The sequence below is a fragment of the Pseudomonas sp. No.117 genome (genome assembly GCF_054558395.1).
Genome location: NZ_BAAJNP010000003.1, coordinates 374097 through 391429, shown reverse-complemented (window position 1 = coordinate 391429; position 17333 = coordinate 374097). Strand labels below are relative to the sequence as shown.

Annotated in this window: 13 protein-coding genes; 5 read left to right on the top strand and 8 right to left on the bottom strand. The window is 68.3% G+C overall.

Annotated features, from left to right (window positions below; genetic code table 11):
* Nucleotides 1-31: 31 nt before the first annotated feature.
* Nucleotides 32-967: a LysR substrate-binding domain-containing protein gene (locus ACYJP6_RS08530; protein ID WP_459474620.1), complete on the top strand. Its 936-nt coding sequence runs from the start codon at nucleotides 32-34 to the stop codon at nucleotides 965-967.
* Nucleotides 968-1866: 899 nt separating this feature from the next.
* Here the strand turns inward: ACYJP6_RS08530 and ACYJP6_RS08525 are convergent.
* The 3 genes from ACYJP6_RS08525 to ACYJP6_RS08515 all read right to left on the bottom strand — a co-directional run bounded on the left by ACYJP6_RS08525 (nucleotide 1867) and on the right by ACYJP6_RS08515 (nucleotide 5662).
* Entirely contained in the window at nucleotides 1867-2508 is a 642-nt protein-coding gene (locus ACYJP6_RS08525) for an oxidoreductase (protein WP_459474619.1), read from the bottom strand.
* An 89-nt stretch (nucleotides 2509-2597) separates the two neighbouring features.
* Nucleotides 2598-4136: a C13 family peptidase gene (locus ACYJP6_RS08520; protein WP_459474618.1), complete on the bottom strand. Its 1539-nt coding sequence runs from the start codon at nucleotides 4134-4136 to the stop codon at nucleotides 2598-2600.
* A 20-nt stretch (nucleotides 4137-4156) separates the two neighbouring features.
* On the bottom strand, nucleotides 4157-5662 hold the full coding sequence (locus ACYJP6_RS08515; RefSeq protein ID WP_459474617.1) for an AhpA/YtjB family protein: 1506 nt from the start codon (nucleotides 5660-5662) through the stop codon (nucleotides 4157-4159).
* 188 nt (nucleotides 5663-5850) lie between these two features.
* On the opposite strand from ACYJP6_RS08515, the gene serB reads away from it, so the two are divergent.
* Nucleotides 5851-7005, top strand: coding sequence for a phosphoserine phosphatase SerB (gene serB / locus ACYJP6_RS08510; protein ID WP_459474616.1), 1155 nt, complete (start codon nucleotides 5851-5853; stop codon nucleotides 7003-7005).
* A gap of 83 nt (nucleotides 7006-7088) precedes the next feature.
* Here serB and ACYJP6_RS08505 read toward each other — a convergent pair whose 3' ends face one another.
* From ACYJP6_RS08505 to ACYJP6_RS08485, 5 genes are all read right to left on the bottom strand, one after another.
* Nucleotides 7089-9158: an EAL domain-containing protein gene (locus tag ACYJP6_RS08505; RefSeq protein WP_459474615.1), complete on the bottom strand. Its 2070-nt coding sequence runs from the start codon at nucleotides 9156-9158 to the stop codon at nucleotides 7089-7091.
* A 40-nt stretch (nucleotides 9159-9198) separates the two neighbouring features.
* Nucleotides 9199-10959: a molecular chaperone gene (locus tag ACYJP6_RS08500; RefSeq protein WP_459474614.1), complete on the bottom strand. Its 1761-nt coding sequence runs from the start codon at nucleotides 10957-10959 to the stop codon at nucleotides 9199-9201.
* 67 nt (nucleotides 10960-11026) lie between these two features.
* Nucleotides 11027-11935, bottom strand: coding sequence for an archaetidylserine decarboxylase (gene asd / locus ACYJP6_RS08495; protein WP_459474613.1), 909 nt, complete (start codon nucleotides 11933-11935; stop codon nucleotides 11027-11029).
* A gap of 16 nt (nucleotides 11936-11951) precedes the next feature.
* Complete coding sequence (locus ACYJP6_RS08490; RefSeq protein ID WP_459474612.1) at nucleotides 11952-12761, bottom strand: rhodanese-like domain-containing protein; 810 nt, start codon at nucleotides 12759-12761, stop codon at nucleotides 11952-11954.
* Between the two features lie 59 nt (nucleotides 12762-12820).
* A complete protein-coding gene (locus tag ACYJP6_RS08485) occupies nucleotides 12821-14338 on the bottom strand; it encodes an HDOD domain-containing protein (RefSeq protein ID WP_459474611.1) in 1518 nt (505 codons plus the stop codon).
* 117 nt (nucleotides 14339-14455) lie between these two features.
* Here ACYJP6_RS08485 and motA point away from each other — a divergent pair, with 117 nt between their 5' ends.
* From motA to ACYJP6_RS08470, 3 genes are all read left to right on the top strand, one after another.
* Nucleotides 14456-15307: a flagellar motor stator protein MotA gene (gene motA / locus ACYJP6_RS08480; protein WP_145011973.1), complete on the top strand. Its 852-nt coding sequence runs from the start codon at nucleotides 14456-14458 to the stop codon at nucleotides 15305-15307.
* A complete protein-coding gene (locus ACYJP6_RS08475; RefSeq protein ID WP_459474610.1) occupies nucleotides 15307-16497 on the top strand; it encodes a flagellar motor protein MotB in 1191 nt (396 codons plus the stop codon). The genes motA and ACYJP6_RS08475 overlap by 1 nt, the downstream gene beginning before the upstream one ends.
* Before the next feature lie 163 nt (nucleotides 16498-16660).
* The gene (locus ACYJP6_RS08470; protein WP_459474609.1) at nucleotides 16661-17260 is read left to right on the top strand and encodes a nitroreductase family protein; all 600 of its coding nucleotides are present in this window, start codon (nucleotides 16661-16663) and stop codon (nucleotides 17258-17260) included.
* Nucleotides 17261-17333 lie beyond the last annotated feature (73 nt).

Genomic DNA, 17333 nt, shown 5'->3' with positions numbered 1-17333 from the left:
CTTCTAAGCGATCCTTTAGCGGAACTCATCGATGAGCCGGATCCTCAACGCCCAAACCCAGGCCTGGCTGCAGGTCTTCGCCTGCGCCGCCCGGCACCTGTCCTTCACGCGCTGCGCCGAAGAGCTGCACGTGACGCCCGGCGCCATCAGCCAGCAGATGCGCCAGCTGGAGGAGCGGCTGGGCTTCAAGCTATTTCACCGGGTGGCCCGTGGCCTGGAGCTGACCGCCGAAGGCCAGCGTCTGGCGACCACCCTGAATCAGGCCTATGGCCTGATCGACGCCGAATTGCGCCGGCTCAACGCCGGGCAATTCGGCGGGGTGGTGCGGCTCAGGTCGATTCCCTCCTTCCTCGGCAAATGGCTGACCCCGCGCCTGCCGCGCCTGCAGGCGCGCTTTCCCGATCTGCAACTGCGCCTGGTGGCGGAAGACAGCAGCTGGTCGCTGCGCGAGGGCGAATTCGACCTGGCCATCGACCTCAACGACGGCAGCTATCCGGGCCTGGCCTCGACTCCGCTGATGGAGGAAGAGATCTTTCCGGTCTGCGCGCCCAGCCTGCTGGCCGGGCGACCACCGCTGGAGCGGCCGGAGGACCTGGAGTGCTATCCGCTGCTGCACGACATCACCGCCTGGCGCGGCAGCTACGAATACGCCGAATGGGAGTTCTATCTGGCCAGCATCGGCGCGCCGGCGCTGGATGTGCGTCGCGGCCATACCTTCAACCGCAACCACCTGACCATCGAGGCGGCCATCGCCGGCATGGGGGTGGCCATCGCCCGGCGTGCCCTGATCACCGACGAGCTGGCGCGTGGCGTGCTGGTGGTGCCGCCCTTCGGGCGTTCGGTGCCGGCGCACAAGAGGTACATGCTGCTCTATGCCCAGGGCGCCCTGGCCGATCCACGCTTGCGCGCTCTGCACGACTGGCTGGTGCAGGAGGTCGATCAGATGGTGCTGGCGCAGCCGGCGTAGGAGCCACTGTCTGATCGCGACCAGGGTGGTCAGCAGACGTGGCTGATCCTGGCGTCCGGCGTAGGTTGGGTTGAGCGCAGCGAAGCCCAACAGCGCCTGCCTCGGCACCGGTGATGTTGGGCTTCGACGATGGAGCCGTCTCAGCCCAACCTACGATTGATTTCGCCCAAGAAGGCTGCTCCTGCAGGCGACCAAGCCTTGCGCACCGTAACGTGGAAAACGGCGCAGCCTTTTACACCGGTGGCTTCGTCGTGAGGCGTGCCCTCACCCCAGCCCTCTCCCAAAGGGAGAGGGGGCTGTCCGAGCGAGAAGGGGCTTGTGCAGGCTCCGTAGCGTGGAAAACGGCGCAGCCTTTTCCGCTGGTGGCTTAGTCGTGAGGCGTGCCCTCACCCCAGCCCTCTCCCAGAGGGAGGGGGGCTGTCCGAGCGAGAAGGGGCTTGTGCAGCCTCCGTAGCGTGGAAAACGGCGCAGCTTTTTCCACCGGTGGCTTCGTCGTGAGGCGCGCCCTCACTCCAACCCTCTCCCAGAGGGATAGGGGGCTGTCCGAGCGAGAAGGGGCTTATGCAGCCTCCGTAGCGTGGAAAACGGCGCAACCTTTTCCACCGGTGGCTTCGTGGTGAGGCGTGCCCTCACCCCAACCCTCTCCCAGAGGGAGAGGGGGCTTATCCGAGCGTTTGCAGGCTCCGTAGCGTGGAAAACGGCGCAGCCTTTTCCACTGGTGGCTTCGTCGTGAGGCGCGCCCTCACCCCAGGCCTCTCCCAGAGTATCCGAGCGGGGAGTGGCGGTAATAGGTCTTGGAAACGCTTGATGGACCCATGCGGGGCCTAGGCATAGGAGCGGCCGCACCGGCGGACCGCCATGACCGCGAGGGCGGCAACCCAGCCCTTGGCTCTACGCCTTCAACGTCCCAGCTTGCGCAGTTCGTCCGACTCCACCACGCGCACGCCCTTGCCTTCCTCCAGGGCCAGGCGCCACAGGGCGCGCGCCAGGACCGTGGCTTCGATGCCGTGCCATTTGCCCGGCAGCCACTGGGACAGCGGGGCGGCCAGGCGTTCGCCCAAACGCTCTTCCTGGCGTTGCCCGATCAGAAGCGAGGGCCGCGCCAGGGTCAGTTGCGGCCAACCCTGGTCCTGCAGGGCTTCCTCCAGCTCGCCCTTGACCTTGTTGTAGAAGATCGAAGATTGCGAATCGGCGCCGATGGCGCTGACCACGATGTAGTGGCGAGCGCCTAGTTCGAGCGCACGCTGACCGACCGCCAGGGGCAGGCCATAGTCCACGGCGCGAAAGGCCGCCTCGGAGCCGGCCTGCTTCAGAGTGGTGCCGAGGCAGCAAAAGGCCACGTCCAGCGGGCCTTCCAGGGTCGGCAGCAGACTGTTGAGGTCGCCTACCGGGTTGTCCAGGCGAGCGTGCTCCGCCAGGGGGCGGCGCGTCGGCGCCAGCACCCGCGGTACCGTCGGCTCGTTGAGGAGACGGTCGAGCAGGTGTTCGCCGGTCAGGCCGGTGGCGCCGGCGATGAGGGCATGCTGAGGCGTCAGGTACACGGGGCTCTCCTAGGTAGCGGCGGCCGCTGATGTCGGATTGGACCGCGGGCGTTCCGGTTGTTCGTCAGCCTCGCAGGCACGCGCGGCACTCAGCGGCTCGCTCGCCAGGCGCGCCATTTCTGCAGCACGGCGGGCGGTGCCCAGAGCTGGGGCTCGGACGGTTCGAAGCCTTCGGTCTTCTCGCGCACGGACACGGTGTCGCGGGCGCGCTGGAAGGCCTGTTCGGGATCGTCGGTGTGCTGGAACGCCTCGGCGAACAGGGCCCGCCCGAAGTAGGTGAAGTCGGCTTCGTCGGTGCAGCCGAAGGAGGTGCGGTCGGCCTTGGAAGCGGTCATCACCAGGGTGTGGTCGTCCTGCAGTTGCGGGATGAAGCCGCCGCTGTAGCAGCTGGAGACGATCACCAGCTTGTCGCGTCCGCGCAGCGGCGCGAGCAGGCGGCCAAGTTCCGCTGCGGGCAGGCTGGAGAGATCCAGGCCCGGCTGGTCGAGCACCAGCTGGTGGTCGGCCGAGCCGTGGCTGGTCAGGTAGATGAGGATGAGGTCCTCGGGGCCGGTGCGCTGGGCCAGGGCCTGCAGGCTCTGATAGAGATTCTCGCGGGTGGCCAGCGGATGGTCGTTACGGATGTCCTTGGCGTTGATCAGGCGCACGACGTCGCGCGCGCCCCAGGTGGTGGTCAGGAAGTTGGCGACATAATTGGCTTCCCGCTGGAACACGCCCTGGTTGCCATCGCCCGCCAGGACCAGGCCGTAGAGTTCGGTGGCTGGGGTGGAGGCCGGGATCTGCTGCAGTTCCTGGTCGAGCACCTTGCCCTGGTCGAGCAGGGCGCGTTCCAGGGGATCGGCGATGTACTGGCCCTGGTCGTCGCGGATGCGCTTGCCACCCTCCCAGAGGCCGCGTTCGAGTTGGCCGTCAGCACGGGTGAGCACGCCCATGCCGGCATAGACGCCGTCGGCGAAGGTGCCGCGATAGACGCTGCCGTCACTGTTGGTGAGCACGCCCTGGCCGTCGAACTTCCAGTTGCGGAAGGCGCCTCGGTACTGGCTGCTGTCGCTGCCGACGAATTCGCCGTTGCCGGTCAGCTCGCCGGCGGTGAAGCGCCCACGCCAGAGGTCACCGCTGGCGCTGCGGTAGACGCCGGCACCCTCGAACTGGTCGTCGACGAATTCACCGTCGTAACGATCGCCGCCTGGCTCCTGCCACTGGCCGACGCCATTGAGGTGGCCGTCGTTGAAGGTGCCGATGGTCTGGGTGCCGTCGCTGTCGAGCTTGGAGCCCTGGCCCTGCATGCGGCCGTTGACGAAGCTGCCGTGGTACTCCCAGCCCGCGCTGCTGATGAGATTGCCCTGGCCATGGTAGAGACCGCGGCGGAAGGTGCCCTGGTAGTAGGTGCCGTCGGCGAATTGCTGTTCGCCCGGACCTTCGGCGAGGCCGTCCTTGAAACGGCCCTTGAGCCAGTTGCCGTTGGGCCACTCGATGCGGCCACTGCCGTTGAGCAGGCCGCTGACGATCTCGCCGGTATAGACCCCGCCATCGGGCAACCTCACGCTGCTCGCATTGGGCGCTGCCTGGGCGACGCAGGTCGCCAGCAGGAAAGCGGCGAGGGCGAGACGACGCAAGAGGGTGCTCATAGGTGGGGTCGGCGGGCGCTTTAACGCGCCTCGAGCCGGACCAGGTGACGCTCCAGCGTCGCGGAGTAGGGCTCCAGAAGGCGCTCCACGCAGCTGGCACCGGCCGGGCTGGCGATGGTGCGGATACGGGCACGTTTACGCAGCAGCTCGTCCTCGGCGATGCTGTGTTCGACCAGCAGCAGGTTGCGACTGTGGCGACTCAGCGCCTGGGCATTGCGTACGGTGGTGTTGTCCAGCAATTGGGCGAGCTCCAGGCCGGCGAGGCGTTCGCCCTGAGTCAGACCCAGTTGCAGCTGCAGGGTTGCACCGCTGCCCACCACTTCCACCTGCAGGGCATGGCCCAGGGCACGCATGATCTCGCCGCAGCAGAGCGCCCGGGTGAGGTAGTCGTCGTCGTCGCTGCGCTCGTGGAAGAGGATTAGGCTGCCGCCGTCCTTGAGGGTGTGCAGTTCGCCGTCATAGAGCTCGGTGGCCTGCTGCAGGCAGTCGCGATAGCGCTCGAGCAGCTGTTCGAGGCGGCTGCGTGGCAGGCGGCTGAGCTGGTCCTGGGCGCCGAGCTGGATGGCCAGCACCGCCGAGGTGACGATGTCGGGCTCGGTGGGCAGCGCCGGGGCCGGGGTGGCCGGCGGCTCGGTGAAGGAATCCGGGACCAGGTCGGCGAAGGCATCGGCATCCAGCTCGGCGTCGGCGTCCGGCTGTGCGGTCGTGGCTGGCTTGCGGGCGGCCGGCTTGGCGCTGGCGGCCTTGCGTGCGGGCGGCGGCTTGACGCTGAGGCCGCCCTGCTCGTCGGCGAAGGGGTCGTCGTCCTCGGCGGTTTCCGCCTTGGGCGGCTTGGGTGGCACCAGCCGGCTTTGCAGCTGGCGGGCCAGGTCGCCCAGTTCGTCGAGCCGGCCGGCGCCCGGCGCCGGATCGTCCGGATCGCGCAGCCAGACGCGCAGTTCGAGCAACGGGATCGACAGCTGCCGGCCCAGGCGCAGGCTGAGGATCAGCGTCAGGGCCAGCAGGATCAGCCCCAGCAGGCCCATGTTCTGCAGGCTGATCATCATCGGCTGCTGGAACTGGTCCATGTCCAGCGCCAGCCGGACCTGGCCGGCGGTGACGTCCTGGAAACGGATCGGCGTGCTGTAGATGCCGTCGGTAGCGGTCAGCAGGCCCTGGCTCGGGCGGGTGCCGGACTCGGCCAGCACGCGGTTGTCCGGGCTGTAGACCGCGGCATGGGCGACCAGCGGATTGCGCGCCAGGTTGCTCAGCAGCACGTTGAGGCTGAGGTTGTCGTTGGCCACCAGCAACTCGGCGGCGGAGTTGGCCGTCTGGGTCACCAGGCTCTGGCCGACGGCGTCGGCCTGCTGCTGCATGGCATGGCGGAACTGCACGCTCATGATGCCGGCATAGATCACCAGGGCGGCGGCCACCAGCAGCAGGCTGTGGGAAACGATGCGCAAGGCCACCGGCACACGACGCTGGCGCAGGGCTCGGTAGATCAGCAGGAAGAAATTATCGGGCTTGACGGTCGCGGGGCGGGTCACAGAAATCGTTTCTTTGGACAAAAAGTGTGCGGCCAGTATAACCAGCGGGTCGGGGTGCGAAAACGGCGAATGCGGGTCCTTGCGCGCAAAAGAGGCCGGCGGTGGGCTCCTGCCGCCAGCCGGTGGCCATGGCTCGGCACCGCCGGAGCGAAAGGGTAGACTGCGCGCTTTTCGTCGAGGGGATCGCCATGCAAGACGTTATCGGACTCCAGGCCGTGGGTACGCTGCCCGCCGACTGGTTGGCTGCCCTCACCGGCGCCCTGGCCGCCGCCGGTGCCCGGCTGGAATCCCTGCAGCAGCAGGGCCTGGACAATGGCGCCGCGGTGACCCTGCTGATCAGCCCGGCCGCCGCCGGGGCCGCGCTGGGCCAGGCCCTGCAGGCGCTGGGTCTGCAGGTGGCGCCGCTGGCGCAGCCCGCGCCGGACAGCGGCGTGTCGCACGTCCTGACGCTGATGGGCCGGACCCTGGCGGACCTGCCGCTGACCCGGCTGGCCGCGCTGTGCCGGGAGCAGGGGCTGGGCATCCAGGCGATCCGCTCCCTGAGCGAGCCGGGCGCCACCACGCGAGCGGCCCTGGAGTTGCGGGTGGCGGGCGAGCCGCACGATGCCCAGGCCTGGCGCGCCGGCCTGCTGGCCCTGGCCCAGGAAGGCCAGGCGGACATCGGCTGGCAACCCGACGACCTGCAGCGCCAGCATCGCCGCCTGGCGGTGTTCGACATGGACAGCACCCTCATCCAGGCGGAGGTCATCGACGAGCTGGCCAAGGCCGCTGGCATCGGCGAGCGCGTGGCGGCCATCACCGAGCGCGCCATGCGTGGCGAGATCGACTTCCGTGCCAGTTTCACCGAGCGCATGGCGCTGCTGCAGGGCCTGTCCGAGGAGGTGCTGGCGGACATCGGTGCCCAGCTGCGCCTGACCGAGGGCGCCGAGCGGCTGTTCGCCGAGCTGAAGCGCCTGGGCTACAAGACCGCCATCCTCTCCGGTGGCTTCACCTATTTCGCCCGCCAGGTGCAGGCGCGGCTGGGGATCGACTACGTCTACGCCAACGAGCTGGAGATCGTCGACGGCAAGCTGACCGGTCGCGCCATCGAGCCCATCGTCGATGCCCAGCGCAAGGCGGACCTGCTGCGCGAGCTGGCCAGTCGCGAAGGGCTGGAGCTGGAGCAGACCATCGCTGTGGGCGATGGCGCCAATGACCTGCCGATGCTGGCCCTTGCCGGCCTGGGCGTGGCCTTCCGCGCCAAGCCGCTGGTGCGCCAGTCCGCACGGCAGTCGGTGAGCGTGCTGGGCCTGGATGGGGTGCTTTATCTGCTCGGCGTGGAAGACCGTCACACCCTGGGCTGAGACGGCCGCGACAAACCCATCCTGGTCGACCGCCGCGGCGGACCACAATCGCCGTGCGGAACCCGTCCCTGGCTGGATCGCCGCTACTCGGCCTGGAACTCGTAGTCCATCGCCTGGCTGGGCTCCTGCAGGTAGTAGCCCTGGATGAAGTGCACCCCGACCTGCCAGAGCTGGGCCAGCACGCTGGCGCTCTCGACGAAGGGCGCGATGCTCTGGACGTTCTGGGCGCTGAGTTCGGCGACCATGGCCTTGAGGCGCTCCTGGTGCTCCGGTTGCCCCAGGTCCTTGATCAGCGAGCCGGACAGCTTGACGTAGTCCGGCACCAGCAGGCGTAGCGCGGCCAGCGGCTGGGGGCCGCCGGCGAAGCCGCTGAGGGTGATCGGATGACCCTGGCGGCGTAGCCGGTGCACCATGCCCAGGGCTTGCTCCGGCTGGGCCAGCAGGTCTTCTTCGCTCAGCTGGAAGATCACCGCGTCGGCGTCCAGGCTCTGCGCCTGCAGGGTGGTGGTCAGCCAGGGCAGCAGTTCCAGGTCGCCCAGGGTCGCCCCGGACAGGTGTACGAAGATCCGGGTGCCATGGCCGCGCGCGCGATGCTCGCCGAGCTGGCGCACCGCCTGGTGGATCACCCAGCGATCGATCTGGCCGCTCAGGCCGCTGTCGCGGGCGGTGCGGGCGAATTCCGCGGGCGAGACCTCCTCGCCCTGGGGATTGATCAGCCGCAAGAGCGCCTCATAGTACTCGTGGCTGCCGCCGCGCAGGCCGATCACCGGCTGGAACAGCAGGCGGAAGCCGTTCTGCTGCAAGGCCTGCTTGACCATGGCCACCAGGTTGCCGCGATTGGCCGCGGCGGCCAATTCTTCCTCGGGATCGTAGCGCTTGCAGGCATTGCCGCCGCGCTGGGCGACCTGGCGGGCGGAGCGATGCGCCCGGTCCACCAGGTCGCCGGCGCTCTTGACGTGGGTGTCCAGGCCGACCAGGCCGATGGAATAGCTGATGGCCAGGTTGCGGCCGGCCAAGCTCAGGGGTTGCCGCTCCTGCCGGCCGAGCAGGCGCTCGAAGGCGGTATCCAGGCTGGCGTCGGCCGCCTGGGGCAGCAGGGCGGTGAAGGCGTCGTCGGCGAAGCGCGACAGGGTAACCAGGCTGCCGAAGTGTTCGCGCAGGCGCTCCGCCAGGGCCACCAGCAGCTCATCCATGGCGCCTATGCCCAGTTCGGCCAGCAGCGTCGGATAGCGATCTATGCTCAGGTAGGCGAAGCTGGCCGGGGCCCCGAGCCGGGCACGCTCCAGGGCATCCTCGAGCAGCTCGAGCATGCGGCTGCGATTGAGCAGGCCGGTCAGGATGTCCTGGAAGCGTACCTCGCGCAGCTGTTCCTCGAGGGCCTCGGGGACGGCGCGGGCCTCGCGCAGGTGCAGCTGCACGCAGGGCTCGTCCTGATAGATCGCCGGCGTCAGGCGCAGGCGGACCGCGACAAGGTGGTCATCGTGGCGGACGCACTGGCAATCCAGCTCCAAGGGATTCGGATCGTCGCGCAGCTGGCGGAAGGCATCGCGCAGCGCCGGCTGGTCGGCCGGGGCGATGAGATCCATCAGCGGGGTGATTTCCAGGTCCTCGGCGGAGGGGTAGCCCAGCAGCTGCACATAGGCGGAATTGACATGGATGTGCAGCCCGTCGTGGACATAGGCGACCGCATCCACGGCGTTGGCCAGCAGCAACTGGCAACGCTGCTCGGCCTCGGCCAGCGCCTGCTCCAGGCGGCGGCGCTCGCGGCGCTCGGCGAGATTGCCGAGTTCGCGCAGGCTGGCCAGCAGGAGGTGTTCGTCGTTGTCGCTGGCGATGGCGTCGCGAGCCCCCTGGCGCAGGGCCTCGACCACCGCGCCGGCATCGTCCGGCGCGACCCGCTGGATGACGGCGAGATGCGGCACCTGGCGGCGCAGCTGGCGGAGGACGGCGTGGCTATCGAGGTCCGCGGTGGGCGGGGCGAGGATGGCGAGGTCCCAGGACTGTGACAGCAGCTCGTCCAGTCCGGCGGGATCGGCGAAGCGCTGGGCGCGCGCGGCCCGTCCGGCATTGCGGAACAGGCTTACCAGACGTTCCGCCTCGTTCTGCGATGCTTCGAGCAGCAACAGGCGGATCGCGCTGTGTTCGGCAGCCATGGTCTACTCGCACCCTGGCGATAACGACAAACCCTGGAAGCTACAGAGACTTCCACAGCGAGTCAAAGTCTTCTTCCTGGCGCGCGCCGCCGCCGGCCGGGCCGCCCTTGGGTGGCGTGCCGCTCTGCTCCAGCAGGTGATACTCGAAGACGCTGAAGCTGACCGTCATGCTGCGCCGCCGGTCGAGCATGCCACGCTGCTCGGTTCCCTGCTGGTTGATCTGCACCTTGCTGCCTTCCTGGAACGGCAGGCGCGGGGCGATCAGCGTCGGGGCCTGGTCGATGGCCTTGATCTCGGGCAACAGCAAGGCCCGCAAATACTGGCTGTTCTGCTCGGCCTTGCGCAGCAGTTGCAGGCCGCAGGGGCGCGCGGTGGGTGCCAGCAGTTCGACGCCCATCTGGGTGCCGCTGCCGGGCACCTGGCGAACCCAACGCACCACGGCCGGGCCCCAGTTGCGATCCTCCGGCAGGCGCACGCCGAGCAATTCGCCGGCCTGCAGCTGCTCGGGCACCTCGCCGCTCCAGCTCAGGCAATAGCCGCCCGGACTGTGGTTGACCACCTGCACCGCATGGATCGGAAAGGCCGGGCTGGCCGCCTCGCTGTCACCGGGCAGGCTGTCGTAGTGGATTTCCTCCAGCGCCTCGGCATTCCAGTCCAGGGCGTCCGGCGCCCGGGTCTCGGCATCGAAGGCCAGCGACCAGACGTCTTCCTTGGGCTTGGGCGCGAAGGTCTCGGGAACCGCCACGGCCGACAGGCGCAGGGTGTCGGCGAACACCTGACCGCCGGCGAGCTGGTAGTGCAGGGCGCTCATGCCGATGCAGACCTGGACCTGGCCCTGGCCGGGCATGCGCTGGAAGGCGCGATCGGCTTCCTGGCCCCAGGCACCGACCAGGTGTTGCAGCAGGTCCAGGGAGAGGTCGCCATGGACCGGCAGGCGCGCGCGGGCGCGCTGTTCCGGGGCCAGCGCCAGGTAGTCCTCGATGGCCTGGACCAGCTGTTGCGGAGCCAGGCCGAGCAGGCCGCTGAGGTTGGCCTCGCGCAGCAGCGAGCGATAGCGCGGCGGGGCGTCGATCTGGGGCGCCACCACCATCAGGGTGCCGTTCTGCTCGGGACCTTGTAGGCGGATCAGGTTGGCCCAGTCGTCCAGGTGCAGGGTCAGCTGGGCGATATGGCTCTGGCGCAGCTGGTTGCAACGGGCGGCACCGAACAGCAGGGCGGCGCCATAGGCCTGGGTGATGGTCTGGCTACCGTCGCCGGGCAGCAGTTCGTCGCGGATCTTCTGGTTGTGCAGGCCACTGGTCACCGCCAGGCGATAGAGCTGGTGCAGCTCCAGCCAGAGGTTGTCGTGGACCGGAGTATAGAGCTGGGCCGCGCGGATCAGCGGCCCCAACAGGGCGCGCAGGGCACGCTGGATGGCGGTGGCGAGCAGGGTGCTGCGTTCGCCGCGCTCGCTTTCCTCCACCACGATCAGCTTGTAGCCCGCGGCCAGCAGGTTTTGCAGCGCCTGGCAGAGATTGGCCACCTTGCGCGAGCGCTCGTCGAGCACGATGGCCTGATTGAGCACATGGCGTTCGAGCAGCTGGCAGACCCGCTGCACGTCCGGGCGCAGGGCCTCGAGCAGGCGCAGCCGCGCCTCGGGCGTCAGGATCAGCCGGTTGATTTCGAGCAGGCCTTGGTAGAGCAGCCGGGCGAATTCGCCCAGCTTGGCCCGTGGCAATTGCTCCAGCCAGCGCTTGAGGCCGGCCGGGGTGGCGTCACAAAACGTCAGGCTGCGCTGATCGGGCGTCGGTACCCGTAACATGAGCTGTGGCCTTTTGCTATCCATTCGCCGCACGCACTCCTGTTTCGATGGGCAATGAACCGCGCATCTAGGCGAGAGGCCCTGGCTCGGAAACGGTGGTCACGGGGGCCGGCGTGGTCGGAACCCCGAGCAGTTGCCCCATGTTGACGGTCGACAAGGCGCCGAGTTCAGCGGACCAGTTCACCGCTTCCGGTCCGAACAGCACGATGGCAGTGGAACCCAGCTTGAAGCGCCCCAGCTCGTCACCGGTATTCAGGGTGATGGGCGCCCGCGCCGCCGCGTCGTAGGCGAAGGTCTTGAGTTCGCGCTTGGGCGGCGTGACCAGACCGGCCCAGACCGTCTCGATGCTGGCGACGATCATGGCGCCGACCAGGATGACCGCCATGGGCCCCACGGCGGTGTCGAAGAGGCAGACTACCCGCTCGTTGCGGGCGAACAGCTCCGGCACGTTCTCGGCCGTGAGCTGGTTGACCGAGAAGATGCGCCCGGGCACGTAGACCATTTCCTTGAGGGTGCCGGTGAGCGGCATGTGCACCCGGTGGTAGTCCTTGGGCGACAGGTAGATGGTGGCGAAGCTGCCGCCCATGAAGGGCGCGGCACGCAGACCGTCGCCGCCGAGCAGCTCCAGCAGGCTGTAGCTGTGGCCCTTGGCCTGGAAGATGCGACCATGCTCGATGCGCCCCAGCTGGCTGATGGCGCCATCGCTGGGGCTGACCACCACGCCGGGCGTGGCCGGCAGCGGGCGGGCGCCGGGCTTGAGGGCGCGGGTGAAGAAGGCGTTGAAGTTTTCGTAGGCGGTGGGGTCCTCCACCTGGGCCTGGCGCATATCCACGTCGTAGTGACGGACGAACCAGCGGGTCAGCAGGTTCTTGAACCAGGGCGCGCGGCACTCGGCGAAGCCGCCGACGACCCGCGACAGCAGGTGGTGCGGCAGCAGATGCTGGGCCAGGATGAACAGTCGGTCTTGCAGTTTCATGGGAGGTCCTTGGCGATCATTCGATGGGCGTGTCGGGGTGATTGCCCCATTCGCCCCAGGAGCCGGCATAGGCTTTCACACGCGGGTAGCCCAGGGCCTTGGCCGCGAGGTAGGTGAAGCCGGATCGGTGATGGGTCTGGCAGTGGGTGATGATTTCCTTGTCGCGGGTAATGCCCAGGCGCTCGAGCTCGGCGGCGAGGTCGTCGCGGATGCGCAGCTGGCGCGCGCGGTCCATGCCGGCGGTCCACTCGAAGTTGATGGCGCCGGGGATATGGCCGCCGCGGGCGGTCAGCACCTTCTCGCCACGATACTCGTCGGCGCCGCGGGCATCCCAGATCGCCAGGTCCTCGGCGCCCAGCCGGCTCTGCAGGTAGGCGCGGGTGGCGGTGGGCTCTTCGTGCACTGTCAGCGGCACCGAGATGCCGGCGGGAGCGGGGACGTCGGTCACCAGCGGCAGGCCGGCGGCGATCCAGCCCTGGCGCCCGCCGTTGAGATAGTGATAGTTGGCGTGGCCGATGACGTCCAGCAGCCAGATGAAGCGGCCGGCCCAGCCGCCGCCTTCGTCGTCATAGACCACGTAGACGGCCTCGGGGCGATGCCCCAGTTCACCGAACAGCAGCTCCAGGTCGGCCTGGGCAGGCAGCAGGCCGGGCGCCGGCTTGGTTCCCAGCTGGGTGCGGGCGGGCGCGACGTGGCGCGCTCCGGGCAGATGCCCTTCGGCGTAGTGGGCGGCGCTGCTGAGATCCACCAGGATCAGCTCGGGCGCGTCCAGGCGCGCCGCGAGATCGGCGGGCTCAATCACCAGGGGCAGGGCGGAAAAGGGCATCGCGGATTTCCCGTCGGTCCGTAGCAAAGCTGAAGTGTACCGAGGTTGGCGGCCCAGCGTCAGGTCGGCCGTGCCCGCGGCCGATTGGCGAAGCTGCCGATGGCGCGCTCGATACAGGTGAAGGTCTTGTCTAGCGCTGCGGTCCGCCGCGGGTCCGCCGGCTCCAGCTCGCTGTCCAGCACCACCAGCAGGACCACTCGCTCGCCGAAGCCGAGGCTGCGGAACCAGAGCCGTTCGTTGGCGAACAGCCGCCGCAGGTCGGCGGGCAGGTGCGGCGCGAAACGCGTCCGGTTGCCGGCATCGATGCGCAGCTGCCCCGGACTGCCGAACAGCCTGGCCAGCAGCGGCTGGCTGGCGATGTCCAGCTGCAGACCGGGGGCTTCCTCCAGCCCGTGATGCAACTGCACATTGCCCTTCTGGCCGTTGCGATCGGGGGTGAGCAGCAGCAGGCGGGGCAGGCCGCAGGCCACCAGCGCCTGGCGGGCGCAGTCGAACAGCTGGGGCAGGGTGGCGAAGGCGCTGGGCGTGTGCAGCAGCTGCTCGCAGAGACCGCGCCAGCGTTGCGCCTGGCTCTGGCTCGCGACCTGCACCCGCGGCACCGGCTGCAGGCGCCGCGCGCCCGGCGGCCAGAGCAGGCCCTCGGCAGGGTGCCAAAGACCCGGCCGGGCATGGCGCTGGGCGTCCTGGACCGCGAGTTCGTGACTGCGACCCTGCACCCGCGCCAGCGGCAGCTGCAGGTAGAGGGCGCTCAGGCGTTGCCAGCGCAGGGTGTGGGGGCCGTCCCAGGCATGGTGACTGGCCAGCGCCAGGCCGTTGGCCAGCAGGATGGTGTTGCCAGGATGGGTCAGCCAGCGCCGCAGGTTGGGATCCTCGTCGAGTCGCTGCTGCTGTTCGAGGGGATCTTCGCCGTGGGCGATGTGCAGCGCCTTGACCAGCTGGCGGCGATCCTGGTCCAGCAGGCGATAGCCTTCGACGATCCAGTCGGGCAGTTGCCAGTGGCGGGCCAGTGCCTGGCACAGGCGGACGGCCGGTACGCCGAGCAATTCGCGCTCGACCTGCAGCGCTGGTTCGCCTTCGCCCAGGACCCGGCGCTCCCACTCCTCGAAGAGTTCCGGATAGCGCGTCACCAGCGGCCAGAGCGGTGCCAGAAAGAGCAGGGCGGCCAGGCGGATGTCCGGCCAGAGGCGCGCCAGGGGTACGCCGAACAGGCCCAGGCCGAGGGTCATGGCGTGCTGGCTGACCAGGCAGAGTTGTCGCAGTGGCCGTGGCAGGCGCTCTTCTGGCAGGCTGGGCTGGCGGGCGATCAGGTATTCCGCCGGGCCGAGGCCGACCCGTCCGAGCACGGCTTCGAGGCTGGCGGCGGGGTCGCCGAGGCTAGCATGGCCGCGATTGGCCTCGCGCAGCAGGGCCAGCGCCAGCGGAGGTGACTCGCAGAGTCTTTCGGCGATCTCATGCAACGCCAGGCGGCCATCGGCCAGGGCGCGGCGCAGACGATCCGCGGTGGCGGTGGCCACCGGCAGGCGCACGCCTTCCAGGTGTTTGACCCAGTCTTCGACGGTGTTCGGGCGGCTGGACATACGACGGTCGCCTTGAAATTTGATGAAAGGCCTTCAGTCCGGGACGCCGGGTCCGATAAAGGGGGCGTGAGGGTAGATCCCCGGCTCAATTTTCCTTAGCACACAGTATTCCCAACCATGGCAAAAATCATCGGCATCATCGTGATATTCGCGGCTGTCCTCGGCGGCTACATCCTCGCGCATGGCAAGATCGCGGCGATCATCCAGCCGCTCGAGGTGCTGATCATCGGCGGCGCGGCGCTGGGGGCCTTCCTGCAGGCCAACCCGGGCAGCACCTTCATGCAGGTGTTTAAGAAGTCGCTGAAGATGTTCGGCAATCGCTTCACCCACGCCTTCTACATGGACGTGCTCAAGCTGCTCTACGAGATCCTCAACAAGAGCCGGCGCGAGGGCATGATGTCCATCGAGGCGGACGTGGAGGACCCCAAGGCCAGCCCGATCTTCAGCAAGTACCCGAACATCCTCAAGGATGAGCAGATGACCGCCTACATCGCCGACTACCTGCGGCTGATGTCCTCCGGCAACATGGCGCCCCACGAGCTGGAGGGCCTGTTCGACATGGAGCTGGCGGGCATCAAGGAAGAGCTGGAGCACCCCTCCCATGCCGTGTCGCGGGTCGCCGACGGCCTGCCCGGCTTCGGCATCGTCGCCGCGGTGCTGGGGATCGTGATCACCATGGGCATGCTCGGCGAGGGCGACCAGGCGGCCATCGGTGGCCACGTCGGCGCGGCCCTGGTGGGGACCTTCCTCGGTATTCTCGCGGCCTATGGCTTCTTCGGTCCGCTGGCGACCTGCCTGGAGCACGACGCCAAGGAAGAGCTCAATGTGCTGGAGGCCATCAAGGCCTGCCTGGTGGCCGCCGCCAGCGGCATGCCGCCCACCGTCGCCGTGGAATTCGGCCGCAAGGTGCTGTTCCCCGCGCACCGGCCGTCCTTCAGTGAACTCGAGCAGGCGATGCGGGGCAGCTGATGGACAACAACCAGCCGATCATCGTCAAGCGCGTCAAGAAGAGCGCCGCCGGCCACCACGGCGGCGCCTGGAAGATCGCCTTCGCCGACTTCGCGACCGCCATGATGGCGTTCTTCCTGGTGCTCTGGCTGATGTCCTCGGCCACCCCGGAGCAGAAGAAGGCCATCGCCGGCTATTTCCAGGATCCGATCGGCTTCACCGAAAGCGCCAGTCCCTATGTCATCGACCTGGGCGGCACCCCGACGCCGGCGCCCGACCGCACCCTGAATCCGGAGATCCAGGCGCAGCCGGACTCGACCCAGAACAAGGTCAATCCGGACATGCAGGAGCGCGCCGACCCCAACGAATCCAACCGCGTGGCGCCCGATCCGACCCAGGCGCTGGATCCTTCCGAGAAGCGCCAGCCCAACGATACCGCGCAGCAGCAGAAGGACCAGAGCCAGGCGGCGTCGAAGACCGATGCCAGCCAGGCGCAGAAGATGGACGCCAGCCAGGCGGAAAAGATCGCCGAGCAGGTGGACAAGGAGCGGTTGCAACTGCTGCTGCAGGAACTGCAGAACAAGATCGAGCAGAATCCGGAGCTGCAGAAGTTCAAGGACCAGATCCTGCTGGAGATCACCCAGGACGGCCTGCGCATCCAGATCGTCGATGCCGACAACCGGCCGATGTTCGATTCCGGCAGTCCGCGGCTGAAGTCCTATTTCGAGGACATCCTGCTGGCCATGGCCGACACCATCCGCCAGGTGCCGAACAAGATCAGCATCAGCGGCCACACCGATGCGGCGCGGTACAACGGCAAAGGCGACTTCAGCAACTGGGAGCTGTCCGCCGGCCGGGCCAACGCGGCGCGCCGGGCGCTGGTCGCCGGGGGTTATCCGGAAGACCAGGTGGCACGGATCGTCGGCTATGCCTCGTCGGCGCCCTTCGATCGCGACCATCCGCTCAATCCGATCAACCGGCGCATCGACATCATCGTGCTGACCAAGAAGGCGCAACAGGCCATCGAAGGGCGGGCCGGAAGCAACCAGGCACCCAAGCCGGCGGCCAAGGATGCGCCGGGGGCCAGTCGCGGCGGGGTGTCCAGCGGTGGCGTCTCCGCCACCGGCAACCTGGCGCAACCCATCAACGATGCGGCCTTCAAGCAGCAGATCAACGCCTTCGACGCCGGCGTCATCCAGGGCAAGCCCTGAGCGGCGGCCTCGATCGATAGGAAAATTCGCTGTCAGCGTTCGGTTTTTTCGTCCGTTGACGCGAGCGCGGCTGGCTATGCTGCAGGGGTTTCATGATCGATCGGGCACCTTGCGCCCTGGCGCGCGGTCTCTCGATCTCCGAACCCTCTGCAGGAGCCTTCCGATGAGCAACGCCTTTATCGACACCATCAAGCGCCGTCGCAGCCAGTATGCGCTGGGCAAGAACCTGCCGCTGGCCCAGGACCAGGTCACCACGCTGATCCAGGACGCGGTCAAGCTGTCGCCCTCCGCCTTCAATTCCCAGAGCTCGCGCGCGGTGATCCTGTTCGGCGCCGAGAGCGAAAAGTTCTGGGGCTTCGTCATGCAGGCGCTGCGGCAGATCGTGCCGGCCGAATCCTTCGCCCCCACCGAAGGCAAGATCAACAGCTTCGCCGCCGGCGCCGGCACCGTGCTGTTCTACGAGGACCGCCACGTGGTCTCCGCGCTGCAGGACCAGTATCCGGCCTACGCCGACAACTTCCCCATCTGGTCGGAGCAGGCCAGCGGCATCGCCCAGTTCTCGGTATGGACCGCCCTGGCCAACGCCGGCATCGGCGCCAGCCTGCAGCACTACAATCCGCTGCCCGACGCCCTGGCCGCCGCCGAATGGAAACTGCCGGAGACCTGGCACCTGCGCGCCCAGATGCCCTTCGGCTCCAACGAGGGTGACTTCCCCGAGAAGTCCTTCATGGACGACGCCGAGCGCTTCCGCGTCTTTGGCTGATAATGGAAAACGCCGGGCTCGCCCGGCGTTTTCTCTAGAGAGCCTATTAAAAGGCTCGCGAGCTAGAGCCAAC